18 protein-coding genes are annotated in these 20,062 nt (G+C 45.6%); 10 read left to right on the plus strand and 8 right to left on the minus strand.

The features are described 5' to 3' along the window. Positions 1-63 precede the first annotated feature (63 nt). The 4 genes from QMA35_RS17105 to QMA35_RS17120 all read right to left on the minus strand — a co-directional run bounded on the left by QMA35_RS17105 (position 64) and on the right by QMA35_RS17120 (position 3,889). Positions 64-513 carry a hemerythrin domain-containing protein gene (locus QMA35_RS17105; RefSeq protein WP_281648367.1) on the minus strand — a complete coding sequence of 150 codons (450 nt, stop codon included), beginning with the start codon at positions 511-513 and terminating at the stop codon, positions 64-66. Between the two features lie 574 nt (positions 514-1,087). After that, positions 1,088-2,476: a DUF945 family protein gene (locus tag QMA35_RS17110; protein WP_281648368.1), complete on the minus strand. Its 1,389-nt coding sequence runs from the start codon at positions 2,474-2,476 to the stop codon at positions 1,088-1,090. A gap of 205 nt (positions 2,477-2,681) precedes the next feature. After that, positions 2,682-3,338, minus strand: a complete 657-nt coding sequence (locus QMA35_RS17115) for a glutathione binding-like protein (RefSeq protein WP_281648369.1) — start codon at positions 3,336-3,338, stop codon at positions 2,682-2,684. Next, complete coding sequence (locus QMA35_RS17120) at positions 3,335-3,889, minus strand: cysteine hydrolase family protein (RefSeq protein WP_281648370.1); 555 nt, start codon at positions 3,887-3,889, stop codon at positions 3,335-3,337. Before QMA35_RS17120 ends, QMA35_RS17115 begins: the two co-directional genes overlap by 4 nt. 93 nt (positions 3,890-3,982) lie before the next feature. Here QMA35_RS17120 and QMA35_RS17125 point away from each other — a divergent pair, with 93 nt between their 5' ends. Beyond that, a complete protein-coding gene (locus QMA35_RS17125) occupies positions 3,983-4,969 on the plus strand; it encodes a GlxA family transcriptional regulator (RefSeq protein WP_281648371.1) in 987 nt (328 codons plus the stop codon). Between the two features lie 16 nt (positions 4,970-4,985). On the opposite strand, the gene QMA35_RS17130 is transcribed toward QMA35_RS17125, so the two are convergent. After that, entirely contained in the window at positions 4,986-5,399 is a 414-nt protein-coding gene (locus tag QMA35_RS17130) for a helix-turn-helix domain-containing protein (RefSeq protein ID WP_281648372.1), read from the minus strand. Between the two features lie 219 nt (positions 5,400-5,618). On the opposite strand from QMA35_RS17130, the gene QMA35_RS17135 reads away from it, so the two are divergent. The 4 genes from QMA35_RS17135 to QMA35_RS17150 all read left to right on the plus strand — a co-directional run bounded on the left by QMA35_RS17135 (position 5,619) and on the right by QMA35_RS17150 (position 12,046). Further along, the gene (locus tag QMA35_RS17135) at positions 5,619-6,647 is read left to right on the plus strand and encodes a DNA-binding protein (RefSeq protein WP_281648373.1); all 1,029 of its coding nucleotides are present in this window, start codon (positions 5,619-5,621) and stop codon (positions 6,645-6,647) included. Between the two features lie 8 nt (positions 6,648-6,655). Beyond that, positions 6,656-7,720, plus strand: a complete 1,065-nt coding sequence (locus tag QMA35_RS17140; RefSeq protein ID WP_281648374.1) for a tyrosine-type recombinase/integrase — start codon at positions 6,656-6,658, stop codon at positions 7,718-7,720. Positions 7,721-7,789: 69 nt separating this feature from the next. Continuing rightward, positions 7,790-9,085 carry an ankyrin repeat domain-containing protein gene (locus QMA35_RS17145; protein ID WP_281648375.1) on the plus strand — a complete coding sequence of 432 codons (1,296 nt, stop codon included), beginning with the start codon at positions 7,790-7,792 and terminating at the stop codon, positions 9,083-9,085. Between the two features lie 474 nt (positions 9,086-9,559). Continuing rightward, a complete protein-coding gene (locus QMA35_RS17150) occupies positions 9,560-12,046 on the plus strand; it encodes a hypothetical protein (RefSeq protein ID WP_281648376.1) in 2,487 nt (828 codons plus the stop codon). A gap of 277 nt (positions 12,047-12,323) precedes the next feature. Here the strand turns inward: QMA35_RS17150 and QMA35_RS17155 are convergent, their stop codons facing one another. Both QMA35_RS17155 and QMA35_RS17160 read right to left on the minus strand, forming a co-directional pair. After that, complete coding sequence (locus tag QMA35_RS17155) at positions 12,324-12,497, minus strand: hypothetical protein (RefSeq protein WP_281648377.1); 174 nt, start codon at positions 12,495-12,497, stop codon at positions 12,324-12,326. A 352-nt stretch (positions 12,498-12,849) separates the two neighbouring features. Beyond that, positions 12,850-14,202 (minus strand): PLP-dependent aminotransferase family protein, encoded by a 1,353-nt coding sequence (locus QMA35_RS17160; protein ID WP_281648378.1) that lies wholly within the window; start codon positions 14,200-14,202, stop codon positions 12,850-12,852. 200 nt (positions 14,203-14,402) lie between these two features. On the opposite strand from QMA35_RS17160, the gene QMA35_RS17165 reads away from it, so the two are divergent. From QMA35_RS17165 to trpA, 5 genes are all read left to right on the plus strand, one after another. Further along, complete coding sequence (locus QMA35_RS17165; protein WP_281648379.1) at positions 14,403-15,425, plus strand: TauD/TfdA family dioxygenase; 1,023 nt, start codon at positions 14,403-14,405, stop codon at positions 15,423-15,425. A 22-nt stretch (positions 15,426-15,447) separates the two neighbouring features. Further along, on the plus strand, positions 15,448-16,338 hold the full coding sequence (locus tag QMA35_RS17170) for an NAD(P)-dependent oxidoreductase (protein ID WP_281648380.1): 891 nt from the start codon (positions 15,448-15,450) through the stop codon (positions 16,336-16,338). A gap of 143 nt (positions 16,339-16,481) precedes the next feature. Next, positions 16,482-17,261 (plus strand): TSUP family transporter, encoded by a 780-nt coding sequence (locus tag QMA35_RS17175; RefSeq protein WP_281648381.1) that lies wholly within the window; start codon positions 16,482-16,484, stop codon positions 17,259-17,261. A 16-nt stretch (positions 17,262-17,277) separates the two neighbouring features. Beyond that, positions 17,278-18,453, plus strand: coding sequence for a tryptophan synthase subunit beta (trpB, locus tag QMA35_RS17180; protein WP_281648382.1), 1,176 nt, complete (start codon positions 17,278-17,280; stop codon positions 18,451-18,453). Next, the gene (gene trpA / locus QMA35_RS17185) at positions 18,443-19,237 is read left to right on the plus strand and encodes a tryptophan synthase subunit alpha (protein WP_281648383.1); all 795 of its coding nucleotides are present in this window, start codon (positions 18,443-18,445) and stop codon (positions 19,235-19,237) included. The genes trpB and trpA overlap by 11 nt, the downstream gene beginning before the upstream one ends. A gap of 255 nt (positions 19,238-19,492) precedes the next feature. Here the strand turns inward: trpA and QMA35_RS17190 are convergent. Beyond that, positions 19,493-20,062, minus strand: a 570-nt coding sequence (locus tag QMA35_RS17190) for a helix-turn-helix domain-containing protein (protein ID WP_281648384.1), incomplete at its 5' end; no start/stop codon positions are given.

A 20,062-nucleotide genomic window follows, 5' to 3' on the forward strand; every position in this document is an offset into this window, starting at 1 on the left:
GCTTGATATCCATGTTTGCCTACCTCAACCTGAATAGGTTTCAAGATAGGCAGAAACACAGTTTTATCTACAGTCTCTATAAAGGGGATACAGGCACAGCTCTTCGCGATGGATACGCTCCTTCAGCAACAGACCTATTATCTCCAGGCTTTTGCCAATGAACTGCCAGTTTTTCTGCATCTCTTCAGGGCTGATATATTGTGAACTAATGTCGTATTTTTTAACCAATTTGCGTATATCAACTTCGATATTCATCATTTCATCATGCATGGACCGTATCCGCTCTGCAGAATTTCTCCTCTGCTGGAGAAGATAGGGGTAGAGCTTGTAGTCCTCGTGAACAAAATGCTCAATCAACATGGTGTTGAACAGGCCTAATATGGAGTAGGCCTCATCCTGATTCCCCCTGTCGCAGGCTTGGCAAAGACTCTTAAACTGGCTGAGAAGACCCTGATGCTCTACCTCAAGTTTATCCAGAAGATCGGCTTCATAGGTGACTGGTCTATGTTTCACAAGTTTCCCTGACGGTAACTTCTGTTCAGACAAAATAGACTATTTTTTTGATCGTGCGAATAAACCGTATGAAGAAAGGAAAACAAAACCCCGCAATGCGGGGCTTGGATTCTCGGAAAGGGTCTTTTGTTTTTATTGTTATTCTTGTTTTTATTATACGACTGTTCTTGTTACTCGAGCCGGCCTTTATTGTTGTTATTACCGTATTCTTATTATTGTTATTGCTCGTCTGGCAAGATTCTCTTCCGGAACCTTTTGCCTGCTTACGCCCTATACATTGCAGACATCGCAGATGGTGTGCCAAAACACGACATCCCTTGTGTATCAAGGGGTAGCGGCATTCACTTTGATAAGTGGTCATTAAAACACTGTTACATATACGATCATATGCTACCGAACGTGTTACCGAAAAACATGACAGGTAACACACAATCACGCAATGTCACTGGAAGTCTTCAAGAAAGAAGGGGAGGAGTTTAGGGGTATTAAAACGAGCCCTGAAAATTTTCAGGATAATCGGTATCCGGATACAGTCGTCCGAATACCGATCTCGGTTCAGTATGAGAAAGAACTATTAGTAAGGTAAAGGGATGGCCTTACCATTCACAATGGTTTCACCGTTTTTCATAGACAACTCAGCTACAAGCTTGTCGTCTTTAACAGCCAGCATGCCGCCAGCAGTGAACATATTCAGCATCATCTCTGCCTGCTGTTTGCCCAAGTCTGCTTTTTCTGACCGGGAGTAGCCTGCAAAGGTTTCATTGCTGTTGATGCTGTCTATAGCTGCCCAGGTCGCCAGTTTGTTAGCTAATTGCTTATCCGCATCAGCGTAAGCATCAACAATCAGATTACTACGCCAGAACAGAGGATTTGATAACTGCTCGATACTCGCGTTGTAATCGGCCAGTTTTAAGCCAAAGCGGCTGCTGAATGTCCCTTCCGGCAAGGTAAAGCGGATACTGGAAATATCCAGCTCAGGCTTGGCTTCCAGAAGAGTACCAACATTGTTTTCCAGGAAGTCCATTATCAGCTGCTGAGCCAGTTCTTCTGAATCTGCGGCCAGAAGCTGCTTCTGAATCTGCTCCATATAGGCTTTACTGAAGGCTTCGCTGTAATTAGCCAGGGTAAAGTCAAACCCGGCATTCGTCAGCAGTATGTCGCTGGTTTGAATACGGGAAGCAGAGTAACGGCTGGTAATATCAGCTGTAGAGGCATTCTCATTGAGAACCAGATCAACCGCTACTGCCAAATCATCTGCCAGAAACAGTTGCCCGGCATAAATACCGCCAGCTGTCATAGAAAACTCACCTGGGTACAGCTGACCGGACTGAAAACCCTGGTCTGGCATTTCGCCATCCAGAACCACTGCCAGCTTGTTGAACTCTACAGGTACAGGCACAGCACTGGCTGTAACAGTCACCTTCTCAACAGCACCCTGATATTGGATATTGTTGCCTTTTACCTCTCCTTCAGCCTGATACCCACTGAAAACGATTTTTGATGTTTCGTCTTCATAGGTAAACGCTGGAGCTGTTTCTTTCAGCTCGATATGGCCAAGGAAGTTAATACGACCAAACTGGTTATAGATGGATTCACCATCAAAAGATAAAGCGCTTTTTATCGACTCTGTGGTTTCTACATCACTCTGCCAGCTGGCCCAGGCAAACTGCACACCGTTCGCAAGAATCACAGGCCCATGATTGATGGATACATTGGATTGAATATCAAAAGTGAAAGGCTCTTCACCGGGTACATCTGTCAGGGTTATGCGGGTATTGATCACACCCTCAGCACCAAACCAGCCCTTGTCATAGCTCACCCAGGAGCTTTCTACTTCAGGTGTCTGACTCAGGTTCACCAGTAAATTATCAAGGCGACTTTTTACCACCCCACCAACAATGCCTGGGGCAACACATACCCCGGCAACCACTAGCGCTGATACAGCAGCAACTGCTTTTTTCATAATTCCGTGTCCATGGATGAGTAGACGGTTTAATTATTGTTCTCTATCGCATCGTGAACCATACCACATACACGAACATAGACGGGTATTTGCTTTCCCCGCAATCCGGAACGCAGACTTCAGCATTACACGCAGAGAAACTGAGCGAGCCAATGCTTCGCAAGCATGACAGGGCTGCGATATACGCAACCTTATCAACAAATTTTCAGTCGGGAATGATGGCTTCACCCATCTCGGCATACTTGTCACGGTCACTGTTTATCAATTCCTGAATCAATGGGCGTTCCAGCATACGCTTGCGATAGGCATTCAGGTTTTTGTATTCACTCACATCCAGCTGAGCATTACGGGCCAGTACAAAAAACCAGGTGAGATAAGCATCGGCTGCTGAAACTTTTTCTCCCAAAAGATACTGCTTATCGGCCAGATGATTATCGAGCAGCTCAAAACGCTTGGGAGCCAGACCTCTGATACGCTCTTTCACCTGATCAGTGGCTTCCTGATAAAACACCACGCGGAAGATCTGCTTATGCAACTCAGTTGCACAAAACCCAAGCCAGCGAACCAGTTGGAAATAATCATCATCTTCTGGAGTTCTACGATACTCCTGGTTTGGCGACTGGCTTTGAATCCACAACAAAACCGTTGCCGTTTCTGTCAGTAGTTCACCCGTAGGCAACCGAAGAGTAGAGACCTGCCCTAACGGATTAATATCCAGAAGTGAACCACCATTTTCCAGCTCTTTGGTGCGCAGGTTCAGGTATTCAACAGTCAGTGGCACCCCCCCTTCTGCTGCTGCAAATCTTGAGGCCAGCGAGCAGGTCAGAGGTGCGTGGTAGAGTGTAGGTAAATCCTTTGTCATATTTGGCTCTCCTGCCATTGGGCTGCGGTCACAACATTGGCGTAGGCAAAACCAAGAGCAGACATATAAGCAGAGTGCACATCATCAGCGGCTACTGTTTTGCCGTTGAACTCCAGATCTTTGGCCGCGCAGGCATCCTCAATCACAGTCACGTTATAACCAAAATCAGCCGCTGCACGTGCCGCGGCATCAATGCACATATGGCTCATGGCTCCCACAAAAACGAGATCACTGATACTGTTCTGATCAAGCAGCTCTTTAAGATTGGTGTTTTGAAAAGAGTTAACATCGTGCTTAAGAACAACAGCTTCACCTTCACCCGGTTTCATATCTTTATGAATCTCCGCACCTGGTGTTCCTGCTTCAAAGAAAGGTGCATCGTCACCCGCAAACTCATGGCGCACATGAATAACCAGATCGCCATTTTCACGAGCGGTGTCCAGTACTGTTCTGGCATTGGCCGAAGCAACTTCTATATTGTGTAGAGTCCATTTGCCGCCGGGGTAGTAGTCGTTCTGTAAATCGATAACAACTAAAGCACGCTTGCTCATCTCTTAATCTCCTATAGCAATCTGCTTAGTGTACGGTTTTGGAAATATTTCCAGACTTGGCAAATCCGACATATTTCGTGCAACATCAGACAAATGAATAAACAAACTGATCCCCGGCATCCGCTTAATCAGGAATCTATTAGCGTCTGTATTCTGACCTATAAAGACGCCCAGCTTGCGGCTGTGTATGGGTTAACTGATCTGCTGAACACTGCCAGTCAGCTTCATAACAAAGCCAGAGACAGCCAATCGGCGTCAAAAGTTTTCCGCGTTGAGTGCTGTGGTATTGAAGCCATTTCACAGACACAAATATCAGCATTATCAGACAATGTTCTGATTATCCCGCCCTGTCTGGGTTCTATGCCTCCAGAGTCCGTTCCCTGGACAACATCTCTGCCAGAGCTGCACAACAAGGGAACGCTGATCTGTTCTATCTGCGCGGGTGCCCTTTATCTCGCACAATCCGGTTTGTTGGATAATCGCCCGGCAACAACCCACTGGTCATTGGCAAATGTTTTCACAGACCGCTACCCACAAGTAAAACTGGATATCGACAAACTGTTAATAGACGACGGTGATATTGTGACTGCTGGAGGGTTGATGGCCTGGGTAGATCTTGGACTCAGGCTTGTGGAGCGGTTTATGGGATCGTCAACGATGCTGGCTACAGCCCGCTACTTTCTTGTTGACCCTGGAGGGCGGGAACAGCGTTTTTACAGCAGCTTTTCACCCAGTTTCAACCATGGCGATGCCGCTGTACTTAAAGCCCAACACTGGTTGCAGAAACATTCCACCGAAACCATTACGGTTCCGATGATGGCGCAAGCTGCGTGCCTTGAAGGGCGAACCTTTATCCGCCGCTTTCATGCAGCCACACGATTGAACCCCTCGGAATATCTTCAGCAACTGCGGGTAAGTAAAGCCCGGGAGCTGATGGAACAGACACGCCAGAATGTAGAAGAGATTGCCTGGCAGGTGGGTTATGAGGACGCCAGCGCCTTTCGGAGAGTCTTCCAAAAAATTACTGGCCTTACTCCTCGGGATTATCGCAAGCGTTTTTCTTCATCACAGCTGAGTTAAGGCTGTTGGATTGGAATTACCTTTTCACCTTTTTAGTTTCACCAATCTCTCCTGACGCAGCCAACCCCAAAAGCCCCTGAAACTTTGGACATTCCATATGGCTGGGTGCAGAGCATACTGCTGCATGGCGAAGTCCATCACCCATAGCCTTTAGCTTTTTGATGGACTGATCAAGTTCATCTGCTTTTGCCAAAAGAATTCCCCGATCAATATCTGGTTTTCCGCTCGTGCCCAGCATTTGGGAAATTGCCCTCAGGCTGAAACCTGCACTGCGCCCCAGGGCAATCAAAGCTAATCGCCCTACAACATTGCTGTGAAATGTTCGATGTAACCCGCGCCTGCCAACAGACTGAATCAACCCTTTTTCTTCGTAATACCGGAGTGTTGAAGCAGGAGATTTATCTGGTATCGAAACTTGTCTCTGAGTCACTCGCTGAACCCACCCTTATTACCAAAATCACAAGGGTTTAAATCAGGTTCACACTATTAGGCTGATAAGTAATATTATCAGGCACGAATTTAGATTCACAATTTTAAGTTAATATATATTTATAATGTTATATATCGTAATACGTATAGCGTAATGAAATGCGCAGGAACATATTTCCATTGAAGTCCCTGCGCGATGACCATCACAAGAGAAACGCATATGGCACGGGGCGGAATCACCTACACAGAAGTTGCTGAAGTCTGTAACAGTCTGCAGGCGCAGGGCTTAAAGCCCACGGTTGACCGTATCCGTGAACAGCTTGGCACCGGTTCTCGCACCACGATTAATGAACATAAGAAAACGTGGGAATCCCGGGCGGAGTCTCTGGTTGAAAACCCTGACCGTCTTTCAGAGAGTATTACTCGTCTGGTCAGCCAGCTGAGCAAGCAGATCCGCGATGAACACCAGATAGCCTATGACCGGCAAAGAAAAACAGATCGGGCTTTGCTGGCAGAAAAAGCGGCTCACCTTGATGAGGCCGCGCGGCGATTGGAAGCGACCCGGGAGAAGCTGGACAGATCCCAAATTGAAATAGAATCCCTGAAAAGCCAGTGCTCCAGCCAACAAAACGCACTGGATCATTCCCGTGAGTTGGTCACTCGCTCGCAGGCGCAACGGGATGAGAAACAAAACCAGGTGGCCATGCTGGATAACCAGACCAAGCTGCTGGAAGAAAAATTGGCCCAGGCAGACAAAGCCCTTCAACACTTCCAAAAGGCCGCCCGCGAGCAGCGCGAACAGGATCTGAGCCGCTGGGACAATGAACGCAGTCAACTGACTATTGATATTAAACAACTGCGGGATGACCTTGCCGCCAGGAACAATGAATTCTCAGACCTGAACCATCAAAATGGGGAACTGGTCAAAGACAACAAACACAGCCGGGATGAGCTTTTTAAATCAACGGAACAGACGCTCTCCCTGAAGGAGGAAATAACACGGCTCAGCATCAAAAACTCTAAAATAGTCAGCCAAAATGCAGACCTGATGGTACAAGTCGCCGAACTGGCCGAACAGAACACGCGCATGGAAACCGAAACGGCCTCATTCCAGCGGGAAAACAAACAGGTTTTGGTGATGAAAGAAGAAGCCGCTACCCTGTTCCAACAACTGCTCGAGCAAAAGGATGCGGAAATCTCCCGCTTGAAAAAAGAGCTGCATTCTCTGCCTGCAAAAAGTGAGGCATGATAGCGATCATGGACAAGGATAACGCCGCACTGCCCTCACAAGAAACTGAGCCCACTGTTCAACAAAACGTTCAGCTAAGAGTTCAGCTAAGAGTTCAGCAAAAAGTTCAAAGCTACATCAAGGCGGGAACCTCCGACAAAACCCGGCAAGCCTATCGCGCCGATGTGAAACATTTTCAGGACTGGGGCGGCCTGCTGCCCTGCTCCCGGGAAAAAGTCTGCGAATACCTGGTTGATCATGCGGAATCACTCAATGTCAGTACTTTAAACCGTCGTCTGGCGGGCTTGTCGTCCTGGCATAAACATCTGGGCTTTGCTGACCCAACGGATAGCCCCGCTGTTCGAAAAGTGATGCAGGGCATCCGCAAAATTCACAATGTTCCCGTCAAAAAAGCCAGACCGTTATTATTAAATGAACTGACCCGGCTGGTGTCCTATCTGAACTCAGCGATTGAAAACGCCAGCGAAGAGGGGCTGGTGACTGCCGACCAGGAGCGGCGCTGGCTAATGGCTCACCGGGACAAAGCCATGCTGCTGGTTGGTTTTTGGCGGGGGTTTCGGGCAGACACGCTCTGTGATCTGAGGCTGGAATTTTTAAAGCCCATACGAATTCAGACTCAAGGGCAGGACATTTCCGGGCTCAGCATCTACCTGCCAAAATCAAAAGGCGATCGGCATGCCAGAGGGGAAACCTTTACCCTGCCGGCCATGAACCATTCCGATCTCTGCCCTCTCCGGGCTTACAACGCCTGGTTGCAGGCGGCCAGGCTCGAAAACACGAGCGGTGTCGCTTTCCGGAAGTTTGACCGCTCCGGCCAGCTGACAGACAAAGCCCTGTCATCAGGCACACTCGCCAACTGGATGAAAAGGCTCTGCGAGAAGGCCGATCTGGCTGATGCCCATGAATTCAGCAGCCATTCGCTTCGCCGTGGATTGGCCACGCTGATGAAACAAAGGGGCGCTGATGTACAGATGCTGATGGACCATATTGGCTGGAAATCGGCGGCAACCGCTCTGTCCTATGTGGACTCCCAGAGTGAAAGCACTGCCCTGCTTCTGTCGATTCCTGATTGATAACAGTTAAAGCCTATTGGATTTTCGACCGATGTATTTTTAGATTTCGGTAAAATACGGTTAATAAGTATGCGCTCTCCCACTTCCAGAATATTCGCCTTTGCTCTCCTCTTATGCCTGTCTCGCTTGAGTACTGCCGCTGTCGAGCTGATTGACGGGCCTATCCTTCCGGGCTTTGGTGATGATTACACAGAGGAAGCCAACGGGATTGTCGAAGAAGTCATTTTACAGGGAGCCAGACATGTGGTTGATAACACCAAAAGATATACGCCCGGAGTAAGAGTGAATGCCCGATCAAGGAGCCCTGAGCAGTGCCTCCATGGGCACGTCTCCAATGGTCATACATTGGCAACCTTTGCAACCGCAGGGGGGCTCAGGAATCTCTATAAATGGGTGAGAGGACACGCTGGCTGGGCACACACATTCAATTATCATCATAAATCCGCACTTCTTGTCGCCATTGATTACAACCTGCTTTATATGGCGAAAGACATTTGGAGCCACGGCCACCCTTTCGCTTATAACCGTACGTCCCAGCTCCATTTTGGTAATCGTAGCACTACAGCTCTCTCCTATATGATGGAAAAACATTGGCCATTACGGGGCTTTGAAGCAGCCTGGGACGCCGGGGAGCGTTTTTCCAGCGGTTCCTTTATTAGCTACGGGAAGTCTAAAACGAAGTACAAACGGGATGATATTATTGGCTACCTGAGGGATGAAGAAACCAATCCCGAAAATAATACCCGCCTGCAAACGTTGATTAATAAGTTCGAAGCCTTTGAACTCACCAAGCATGCTCGCCTCACCGATCTCTATAGAGTGAATCAGGATGAGCACTGTTCGTTGCTGTCGGGCATTAGCAATGGAATTAACAGTGCGATAGACAAGGGCATACTGAATGAGAAGGTGGCGATGTCCTTTAACATCCATGGCCTTCCTCTCCTTCATTACCTGGTTAGCTTTAACATCGTTCCTGCGGTAAAAAAAGCTTTACAACAAGAGTATGGTGCGGCACTGGCACTAGAGCGTGACATCACAGGTCGTGACGGGCTGATTACTGCGATAGAGGCCCATAATATCGAAATTGCCCGTATGCTTCTGGATATAAAGCCAGATCTGGCGACAACGATGATCCCTGATAAAGATGGCTATAAGCGAAAGGGAGACAGCCCACTGCATTTTGCCATTCGCAAAGGAGTTCCTGTCAATATCATCAAACTTCTTCTTGAAAGATCAAATCGCGCTCTTCTCACTTACCAGGATGCTGCCGGATATACGCCTGCTTCCCTTCTGGAGTATTTACACGATGACGAAAGAATAAGTGGAGAGAGATACCTTGCCGTGAGAAGAGCACTCAAGAACTAAAGCCGGAAAGAGTCCCCAAAAATGCCGTATTGATTAGGGGACTGCTGTAGAACCTAGTGAAAGATGACGATGGAAACGAAGGGTAGACGACAGCTGGAAATGCTGTGGTGAAAAAAGCCTTTTGTATTCACAGAGTTGCAGGCGATATAGCTGCATATTTTCGATTTGCCTGTTATACCTCAATTATCAACTCGGTTAGTTTCAGTAACTATCAGGCTGCCTCTGTAAAACCAAAAGTATCACTCTTGTCTAAGTGAATGGATTCATTAATAGGCTGAGTGGTGTCGCGGTATGAATGGAGCTAAGCGGGGTGGCTATTATCTCCGAGGAAGAGACGAATCTCTCCATTATTATGAAGCACCCACGCGTAAGCGTAGGCGGACTGTAACAGGCAGCCAAAATATTCCACCTCATTCTGATGCTGGTTCCAAACCCCCAACAGAAATAGAGACAAGAGATTGCAGAGAGCACACTGTGCGAAAGGCTTCCGGTCAATGTTTTGCCCCGGACCTGACAGCTGAACAGGAAGAAGCTATCTCACAGGAGTATCTTAATCTCTGGGGTCAGGAATATTTGCATATGCATATGTTCACGATCATGAACTGTGTACGAAAGAACCCATGGCTCACTCTCAAATACCCTCAATTTCTCCTTGAAGTTGCTCGTGGTCAGCCTACTGATCTCTGCTTTATGCACCTGTTGTGCGACAAGGATTATCTTATTGAAGCATTCCGGGTTGCATTGGGGACAAGAGAGAGCAGGGAGGCTCTTCGCATAAAAGATCGTTTAGGGAGAACAGCGCTTCACTGCCTCGCTGCTCACCATCCGGTGTTACTTATGGAGCTCATGGAAAAAAATATGATTGATGATGATATGTTTGTCACTCCCGATAAGTATGGAGATATTTTACTGCATGCAGCCGCAGGATCTTCACAAGATAGTGTTGCCTGCTGTAAGCAAATAATGGAAAAAGCACCTGACAGTATTTTTTTCAAGTCTGAAGAGGCGGAAATAACAGTCTTTGAATATTTAATGGATAGGCAGTACATGACGACAAATCAAAAGCTGGAGATTTTGGAACAGGCTGCAACGATTGAGGGATTTGTCCGGCTCGTGACCCATATCGAGCGTGAAGATTCAGGTGTCCCTGCTGTTGAAGCAAGAATCAGGGAGTTGACCCAAAAAAAATTACCCGTTGGTCAACCTGTGCAGCTGTCTGCGAGCGAGCCAGAGAGGCAATGTGATGCATTGGATCTTGCTCGCCCTCACCCTGCCGTGTCAATAGCCATGCCTGCTGGACAGAGTGCGGCTCAGAATGTATTCCCAGAGTTGGATTTGGCACATCCACCCCGTCAATATGAAAGCCTTAAATTGCTTGAAACGGCACGCACAATCATTCAAAAAACGGGTGTGATTGGGGTGCATGGGAAATTTGAAGGATTCGCATGTGAGTCCCCTGACCAACTGCACACCCTGGGGGATGAGAGTGCCAGTATTCACCTTATGAGATACCTGGTTGCATTGGGGGCAAAAGATATACAACTCAGGCTTTCTGCTCCCAATCTCAACCCACATACTTATGGGGTCCGGATGTTGTTGAACACCGATAAAGAGAAAGAAGAGCGTTCACAACGAGATAAATTGAAGAAAAGGGAGGAAGTAATACTCGCCAAATTAGCGCTCTTGTTGTCCGATACACAATTTGATCCCAAAAATGGTCTTCCTCAGGAGGTGTGTCTGGATGGTTGCCGAATAACAATCATTCCACATGATCACGCTATTAAAAAAAATATTCAGTTAGAACTTGGTTTTACTATCTATCCCTATGTTCAACAGTTTTTGTCAGAAACGGGTGACTCTGAATATTGGTACCCGGACAACTACCTCTCGATAATGCCTTATCGGTTTAGTAGGGGGACTTCGATACTGTTCTCCGGTATCCAGGATGGTTACTCCGATAGAGTTCCTTTGAATTTACCTCCGAATACCATAATCCCAGCAAAAATGAGTGATGCGCTCAATACCATGGAGGAAGGTGTTGACGGTGATTATTTTGTGTCTGTCCAAAACATGATGTCTCTATGCCGGGAAGCCCACATAGATACAGGCGTGATTTATGGGATACATCATCGCAGTGTTCATTACCATCAAGAAAAGCTGTTGAATCAATGGATAGCTGCATTAAAGCACAAAAAGAATCCTACCGTCTTGTTTATCCATGCGTCACGATTATTTGCCAAAGTGAAAGAGAATCTTGAAAAAGAGGCGAATATTCACTTTTTTGGGATCACCTGTGCCTTAGATGTTACGAAAGTATCTAACAGCCATGTAAGCGTGTGCTTGATACCGAATTTAAGTCAAACAGTTTTCCACTCTCTTTTGGATCAGTCTAATATCCCGACTCTGGTGGAAGGAGCCAATACAACCTCTTACCTTCTGGAGACAGGTCACCCTTATCTTTCCCTTCTACCTAAAGGGAAAACGCCCATTCCTTATGAGATGGGTAATCCCCTGGAAGCACTCAAGCTGGAAGCGTTTTCTTTCAAACTGAATGGTTGTCGGGACAGTGACCTGAAAACTATGAGGGAAATGTGGGGGAAGGTTATGGCGGATGACTTTCATGGTGCCCTTATGACACTATCTAACGAAATCGCCAAGCCTAATTTCCTGGACGGTAAGAAGAATTGTGTTGATGCAGAAGGGGCAAAAATTGTGACTGTTCAGAGCCTTTTGGAAAAAGGTCGTGATGGTTCCCTGAAAAGCGCAGAGAAGGAAGCCCTTCTCTCTGCCCTGGATACAAGTACGGCGGCAATGGAAAGCTATATTGCCGCCTGTATGGATAAAACATCCAAAACCCGAGCACACTTTAACATGCAGATGCACCATGTGAATCAACCTTTCAGCAATACCGTTCTCATGTCGCTCTACAGATTTGCTGAGGCAAAGAAGCTTGCAGTGTGATCCTGCCCTGATTCCACTGCAACAGTTCGACCTGTTCACTCTCCAGTAGTTCTATGATGCGGCGACACAAATGAAAGTCTGTGTCCAGACTGGTAATGAACCTCTCCAGGGCAAATATCACCCTCAAGCTTTTCTACCTTTACTTGAGTTTAGAGTGAACAGCCTTATAACTCAGGACTTCCCACCTCTTCTGGTTTTGACCTCATGCAGATACTCCCTATATGGGTAAGATACATGATGAATCACCGATATATGATTGTATAAACCTAGAGTTCTATCAATGAAGTGCAAGCTTGTAAACGTTGTGAAAGTGGTTGATATCAACTTTGTTTAATGTGGAGAAGCTGTGCAATTCAGCTTTCTCATGTGCTCTTGATATAAGAGCGATATCAAGAGCGATATCAAGAGCGATATCAAGAGCGATATCAAGAGCGATTATTATACGAGCCACAGCTTATTAAAACTGAAGCTCTTGTTTTTCTAGAAGAAAACGACATTGGTAGTGCAAGCACTGTAGGGAACCCATCAATAGGATGTGTATCAGCGCTGTCAGCACCGAGTTCACGAACCAGATGAACCTGGATGATTGGCTTCACCACCCACTGATGGGGGTATGCGCCCATTCCCTCGAAAAGTTCACTGCAACAAACCACACATTCTTTTAACCAAAAGTAATCAGCTTTTTCTCGGAAATTAGTCACAGTTCAACTATCGAATGGAATGGCGTCAGACAAGCTCATCTTTCTTTCCACAGGCTTCTTCCCGTCAGAAAAAGCCAAAACATGCTTGATATATTCTTCAACCTAAAAATGAATGTGTTTGTATTGTTTCTGCTCTAATAGCAATGACAATTCTTTAAGGCCATGCTTATACCGTTTTTCATTGGACTCGGACATCACTGAAAGTCGTATGGCGTTCAGTGGTTCAGCAGTTGCGTTGAAATAACTTGCACTACTGACAAGCAATTTGTGCTCTTTAGCAGCTAATGCAAACTCTTCAGAACTCCAGTCATCAGGCAAGGTCAACCATATGTGATAACTGCCGGTATTTTTAAATGCCCCAGAACTCGGAAGCAGTTCCTGCGCTATGCTCTGTCGCTTATTCGCTATATTTCGCTGTCTTGTAGCTAATCGAAAAGCATCACCACTTTTAATTAATGAAGATGCCGCTGCAAACACCAGCGGTGGAGCTAGCCAGATTGAAGCCCTGATAAAGTTAGCAAGGTGTCTTGCTTCAGCTTTTGGTGCTTTGATGTAGGCACTGCGCAAACCTGGACTAATAGCTTTCGATAAGCTGCTGACATAAAACCCTAAGTGAGGGACCAGGTTGGTCAGAGGTGAAATAACATCCTGATTGAGGAAACCATAAATGTCGTCTTCCAACAACCATATGCTGTGCTTCTCAATAACATTAGCAATTTCTTCCCTTCGTGTTTTTGGCATAGAAATACCCGTTGGGTTTTGATGAGAAGGGACAATAATAACCATCTTGGGACAGTCGCCAATGCACGTTTCATTTAATGCCTTCGGAATCATTCCCTTGTCGTCCATACTGATACCAACGACCCTGCGCCCCAGAAAATTGAGTATGGATAAAATGCCTGGATAAGTTTGAGCCTCTACTGCAATCAAGTCACCGGGTTTGGTATATAGCTGTATTAGTCCAGATAAGGCATGCTGAGCACCGTTGGCTAATAGAATTTCATCTGCACTTTTTGCTTCCAAGCCAAAATGTTCGCTCCATTCCAGTCCTGCCTCTCGATGCTGCCAGATTCCACTGGATTCTGCATAACTATGGAGCAGAACTTTGTCGGGTGAGTGACAAGCAGTTTGAATATGGCTGTCTAACAATTGGAGGTGTTCTGCGTCAAAGCAAGGTTGAAGAATTGAAAAATTGATTTCTTTGTTGGCAGCTTCAGAATATATGACCTGATCTAAAGCTTTGTCATGAGATACAAAGCTACCTCGCCCAATGAATGACTCGATTCGTCCTTGTTCGGATAAAAAATTATAGGCTTTGGCAACGGTAGCGGGTGTTGTCCCTAAATCATTAGCCAAGCTTCTATGTGGAGGTAACTTGCTTCCTTTAGGGTATTCACCTGAATCAATCATGGTATTGATTGTTGAGGCAATTTCCAAATATTTCGGAGTACTCATAAATTTAGGGTAATTTTATAGCTGAATATATAGCCAATTATGACATATGACACAATCAGAAGTTAGCTCATTATACTATGTCAATAAAGGCGGTAATAGATATTGACATATGTCATTCCGTGATTGTACTCTTTGCTTGCTTGCTTGCTTGCTTGAGAGTAAATGGAATCAATAAAAAATAAATAAGGTTGTGTTGGGAAATGAGTAAAGCAGTACTACAACATCAGGAAGATGTTGCTCAGGTGAAAGAAGTACACTTGTCCTATGATGTGTATGATGTTTTGAAAAAAAGGTTGTCTAGCCTGGACTGTAAATCAGATGTGGATTGGCTGGAAGCACGAGATTGGATCTCAGCCCAAATAAAGCATGTTCTCCCTGAGAGCATTATCAATGAGTTAGAAAATTTTTCTCGAAACACTCAGCGGTCCGCCTTGATTATTCGAGGGTGCCCTGTTGACTCAGCTTTGCCGCCAACGCCATATCATGGTTATCTGGAGCCAGACTGTTTACCTTTGGCAACTGCTATTCATATCGGCATTTATCACTTGGCTGGATTAGAGCCAGTGGCTTATCAGAATGAAAATGATGGTAAATTATTTCGACATGTTGTCCCAGCTAACTATGCGCTTAATCAAAAATCATCACATGGTTCAAGAAAAACCTTTGGCATGCATGTTGATAACCCTGACTTGCCATTAACGCCTGAACCCATCATTGATCGTTCTGGTTCACCCGAATTCTTATCATTAATGGCAATTCGAACTGATCTCAGGGTCAAGTCATCAATAGCATTACTTGATTCAGTTCTGGATAAACTGGATCAAAATACTATTCGACAGTTGAGTCAGCATAATTTTCTTGTTTCTCGTCCAGATTCATTTGATAACAGCAAAAGTTCCAAGTTACCGTTATTGATTACAGATGAAGGTAACATCCATTATTGTCGTTTTGATAAAGAGAATGTTTCACCGACAACACCTGAAGCTGCAGCTGCGCTATTGATGCTGAGATCCGAACTTGAAAAGGAAGAGAATCGGATCCAAGTCGCCTATCAACCTGGGGATCTTCTGATTATTAAAAATCAGAGACTGTTTCATAGTCGAGAAGGTTTTATGCCGCGTGACGATGGTACAGATCGATGGTTAATCCGCCTGTTTGGTATGAGTAGTTCATCACGAATAGCGCCTATTTCTGAAATTACATCACATATTGGCTTTGATTAATCGATAGAGCAGGATAGTTTGTATGGAAAATTATAAGACAGCATTTATTGGTCTGGGTGTAATGGGCTACCCCATGGCTGGTCATCTTCAAAAAGAATATTCGACAACAGTTTTTAATAGAACGCATGAGAAAGCTAGGCAGTGGCAAAAAGAGCATCAAGGCTCTTTTGCTTCTACACCAGCTGAAGCTGCCCAGGGAGCAGATATCGCATTTATTTGTGTCGGAAACGATCAAGATGTTCGCAGTGTCGTGTATGGAGCCGATGGGGTTCTAGCGGGATTGAGCGAAGGGGCTGTATTGGTTGACCACACTACAACGTCTGCAGAGCTTGCTATTGAGTTATCTGAAGCATGTCACCAAAAAGGCATATCTTTTATTGATGCACCAGTATCAGGTGGACAAGATGGAGCTGAAAACGGTTGTCTAACTGTTATGTGCGGAGGTGAACAATCGGTCTTTGAACGTGTAAGCCCTGTTATCAACTGTTATGCAGGCCAAACTCAACGATTGGGTGATAATGGGCAGGGGCAACGCTGCAAGATGGTAAATCAGATTTGTATTTCTGGAGTGCTTCAGGGTTTGAGCGAAGCATTGCTTCTCGCCGAAAAATCGGGTTTGGATATAGAGCAGGTTGCAAAAACGTTGAGTTCAGGTGCGGCGGGCTCATGGCAAATGAGTAATAGAGCCTCCACGATAGCTCAGAGAAAGTATGACTTCGGTTTTGCCATTGACTGGATGCTTAAAGATCTGGGTATTTGTCTCCAGGAAGCTGAAAAACACCAACTGAATCTTCATTTGGTTAAGGATGTTAACAGCCGCTATGCCACTCTTCAACGGGAAGGGAAAGGCCGTATGGATACCTCTGTACTCATCGAGTCTCATCGTAAGACGTCTCTGCCAGAACCAAACTAACCCGATATTTAAAGAACTCGTTCATAGGACGCTGATTGAAGCAGTTTTTTTAATAACCTGCTTCAATCACCACACCTATTTAAACATATTGCCTCATTTTCAAAACCAGAGGCAGAAATAATTTTCATCAGGAAAAGTTAATCATGGAATTCTTCGGACCAGAGATGACACTCTGGATAGTGTCCGCATTAATGCTATCAGCTTTCGCTGCCGGTTTTATTGATAGTGTCGCCGGTGGCGGCGGGCTGATATTAGTGCCCTCGTTTATTCTGGCTGGGTTACCGCCACAAGTGGCTCTGGGGCAGGAAAAAATTGTCAGTACTCTTGGTACTCTGGCTGCCATTCGAAATTTTATTAAAAATAAAAAAGTTGTCTGGAGGGCAGTTACATCAGGGATACCAGCCGGATTAATTGGCTCTTATATTGGCGCTGAAGCCATTCTCTATTTTGACCCTGACACGGTAGGCAAGATCATTCTAGCAATGCTGCCGATAGGCATTATTCTATCTTTCATTCCTAAAAGAGAAGCAGAGAACAGTCTTCAAACCATTAACCCTCGCATTCTTTACTTGGGTGTCCCTGCTGCTGTATTCGTGATTGGCTTTTATGATGGTTTTTTTGGACCTGGTACAGGCAGTTTTCTGATTCTAGCACTGCACTACCTGCTTCGATTTGATCTGATTGCTGCATCCGCTACTTCTAAGTTATTTAACTTTTCTTCCAATATTGGCGCGCTGATTGCCTTTATGATTTCTGGAAAATTACTCTATATGCTGGCTATTCCACTCGTTCTTATGAATTTACTGGGCAATCATATAGGCAGTGGCTCAGCTCTAAAATATGGACCTAAAATGGTACGTACAACTTTATCTGTGTCCATGATACTTCTCATGGGGTCTCTGGGTTACAAATTCGTACTTTGACAAGGAGGCTGAGTATATGAAAACAGAACGATTTGGCGAGTTCGGTGGTAGTTATGTTGCTGAACCTCTTAAAAAATGTCTAGCTGAAATCAGCCAGGGCTTTGAACAAGCTTTCAACGATGCACAATTTAAAGAAATGCATCACCGGCTTCAGAGAGACTATATTGGTCGCCCATCACCACTTTATTTTGCCGAAGCATTGAGTAAGGATCTTGGAGGTGCTCGAGTTTACTTCAAGCGAGAAGACTTAAATCATACTGGCTCACATAAGATTAATAACAGTATTGGACAGGCATTATTGGCAAAGTACTTGAACAAAAAAAGAGTCATCGCAGAAACTGGGGCTGGCCAACACGGTGTCGCAATGGCCACAGCCTGTGCTTTATTGAGTCTTGAATGCATAGTTTATATGGGGGCAAAGGATTATCATCGGCAAAGTTCCAACGTACAGAAAATGAACTTGCTTGGCGCAACTGTCATTCCTGTCACTAGTGGCAGCCAATCACTAAAAGACAGTATGAATGAAGCGCTCAGGGACTGGGTGAACCATTCTGAATCGACCTATTACGCTGTAGGAACGGCTGCAGGTCCAACGCCCTTTCCCAGATTAGTCAGGGAGCTACAGAAAATTATTGGTATAGAAGCTCGTCGACAATTACTTGAGCGTGAAACTACACTCCCTGATCAAGTCATCGCTTGCATTGGCGGTGGTTCCAACGCGATTGGTCTGATGCACGCTTTTTACGACGATAAAAAAGTAGAACTAATTGGCGTTGAAGCAGCTGGAAAAGGTATTGGTAGTGGACTTTCTTCCGCGGCGATATCAGAAGGGACGATAGGTGTTCTGCATGGCAACCGATCCTATTATTTGCAGGATACTGGGGGGCAAGTCAGAGAGGCTTACTCTATCTCTGCGGGTCTGGACTACCCTGGTGTAGGTCCGGAGCATGCCTTACTGCACAAGACCGGAAGAGCCAAATATGTATCAGCTACAGATAAAGAAGCTCTTTCAGCTTTCCATTACCTGGCTCGTACCGAAGGAATCATTCCGGCTCTTGAGCCAGCCCATGCTTTAGCCTACGTCATTAAGACTGCACCGAGTATGCGAAAGGATCAAATTCTTCTTATGAATCTATGTGGTAGAGGAGATAAAGATATGACAATCGTTCAGGAGGCCATGGATGCCCACTGATTCACTGAAGCGTATTGAACAATGTCTGAATAAACTGGAGGGGCATAAAGCAGCCCTTACTCTATTTATTCCTCCTCTCACCTATAAAGGGCATCAGCCGTATTTACTGATGAAACAATTAGTGGAGGCTGGAGCAGATATACTGGAATTGGGTGTGCCGTTTCGAGATCCTGTTGCTGATGGTCCTGTCATTGATTCTTTGTACCAATCCTTAATCAAAGATCATATTGACTTGGACTACTGCTTGCAGCAGGTAAAACTATTTAGAACCCTAAATACTGAAACACCAGTGATTTTGATGAGTTATTTCAATCCCGTCCTGCAAAAAGGGGTTGAAGCTTTTTGTCAGCAGGCAGCAGATGCTGGTGTAGATGGTGTCATCATTGTTGATTACAGTGAGGATAATTATGAAAACCTCTTTGAAAGCCTAAATCGCCATAATCTGGATTACGTCCCGATTCTTGACGCAACTACAGGAAAACATTCAGAACATTTTGATCCTGCATTTCACTACACTCTTTCAGCCAGCTCAACAACAGGCTCAGTAACGCCTGATTTAAGTAAACTAATGAAGAGAATGGAGACTATAAAGCAACCAGGTCAGCGATATTTTGTTGGTTTTGGCCTGAAATCAACGGATGATATCTTGCAGCTGAAAGATCAATTCGATGGCATTATTATAGGATCAGAACTTGTTCGTAGATTGGTAGAAGGTGATGAACTAACCGATATTTGCTCCTTTGTTAGCGGTCTTTCTCAAGCCAGTTACGGAAAGAGTAAGTAATTGATTATGTGAAGTCGAATATTTTATGGCTTATTGGATAGCTGTTCCGCAGGCGCAGATCTGAGAACATAACATAGCAGGGCTGTGTGAACAGAGTTGCAACACTGTGGAGCGGGTGAATGAGTCGGAAATATAATTTAATGTGATTGTCTGTATGAGTGTGATTACCGAGGGAAACTGACGGGCTAATTACCAAGGGACTTTGTCGTTCCAGCATAACAGCCCGTTCCTATCTCAGCAATTCAACTTCTACCACTATGCCGCAACAGATGCCCTTGACCTTTCAAGCCTCTGTGCGGCGGTGTTCATTTTTTCCCGAACCCAGATATTCCGGACACCTGACGGGCTGATCTCTAAACCATGGAACTCCCTGATCTGGGCTGAGACCTGAGCTTGCCCTAAATGAGGGTTGTCCAGAGAGAAGGACAGAACCAGGGTCTCGGTTGATTCCGGGACTCGATTTTTATGATGCTTGTCAGGACGAAATTGCCGCTTCAGGGCCTTCGGTCCATGCTCCTTAAGAAGCTTGCGGTTTTTATAAATCGTTTCTCTGGAGCAGCCGCTAAGTCGAGCGGCTTCAGAGACATTGCCCAGCCTTTCTGCCAGTTCAATGGCGTCTACCTTTTTCTGGATCTCAAGGTCGTAAACGGATGCCCTGCTTGGCTCAACAACTTCGGATATATCCAGAAGTCGACCGGCGAAGTAAGCCGTAAAACGGCCATCATGCTGTTTACGTATTTCAATCTCCTGTTTAGCAATGGAGTGCTTAAGGTCAGACTCAACCAGGTACATCCGGTTTCCATAGCTAAATGTATGATCATTGCG

It is taken from the genome of Parendozoicomonas sp. Alg238-R29, assembly GCF_947331445.1.
In the GTDB taxonomy this organism is placed as follows: domain Bacteria; phylum Pseudomonadota; class Gammaproteobacteria; order Pseudomonadales; family Endozoicomonadaceae; genus Sansalvadorimonas.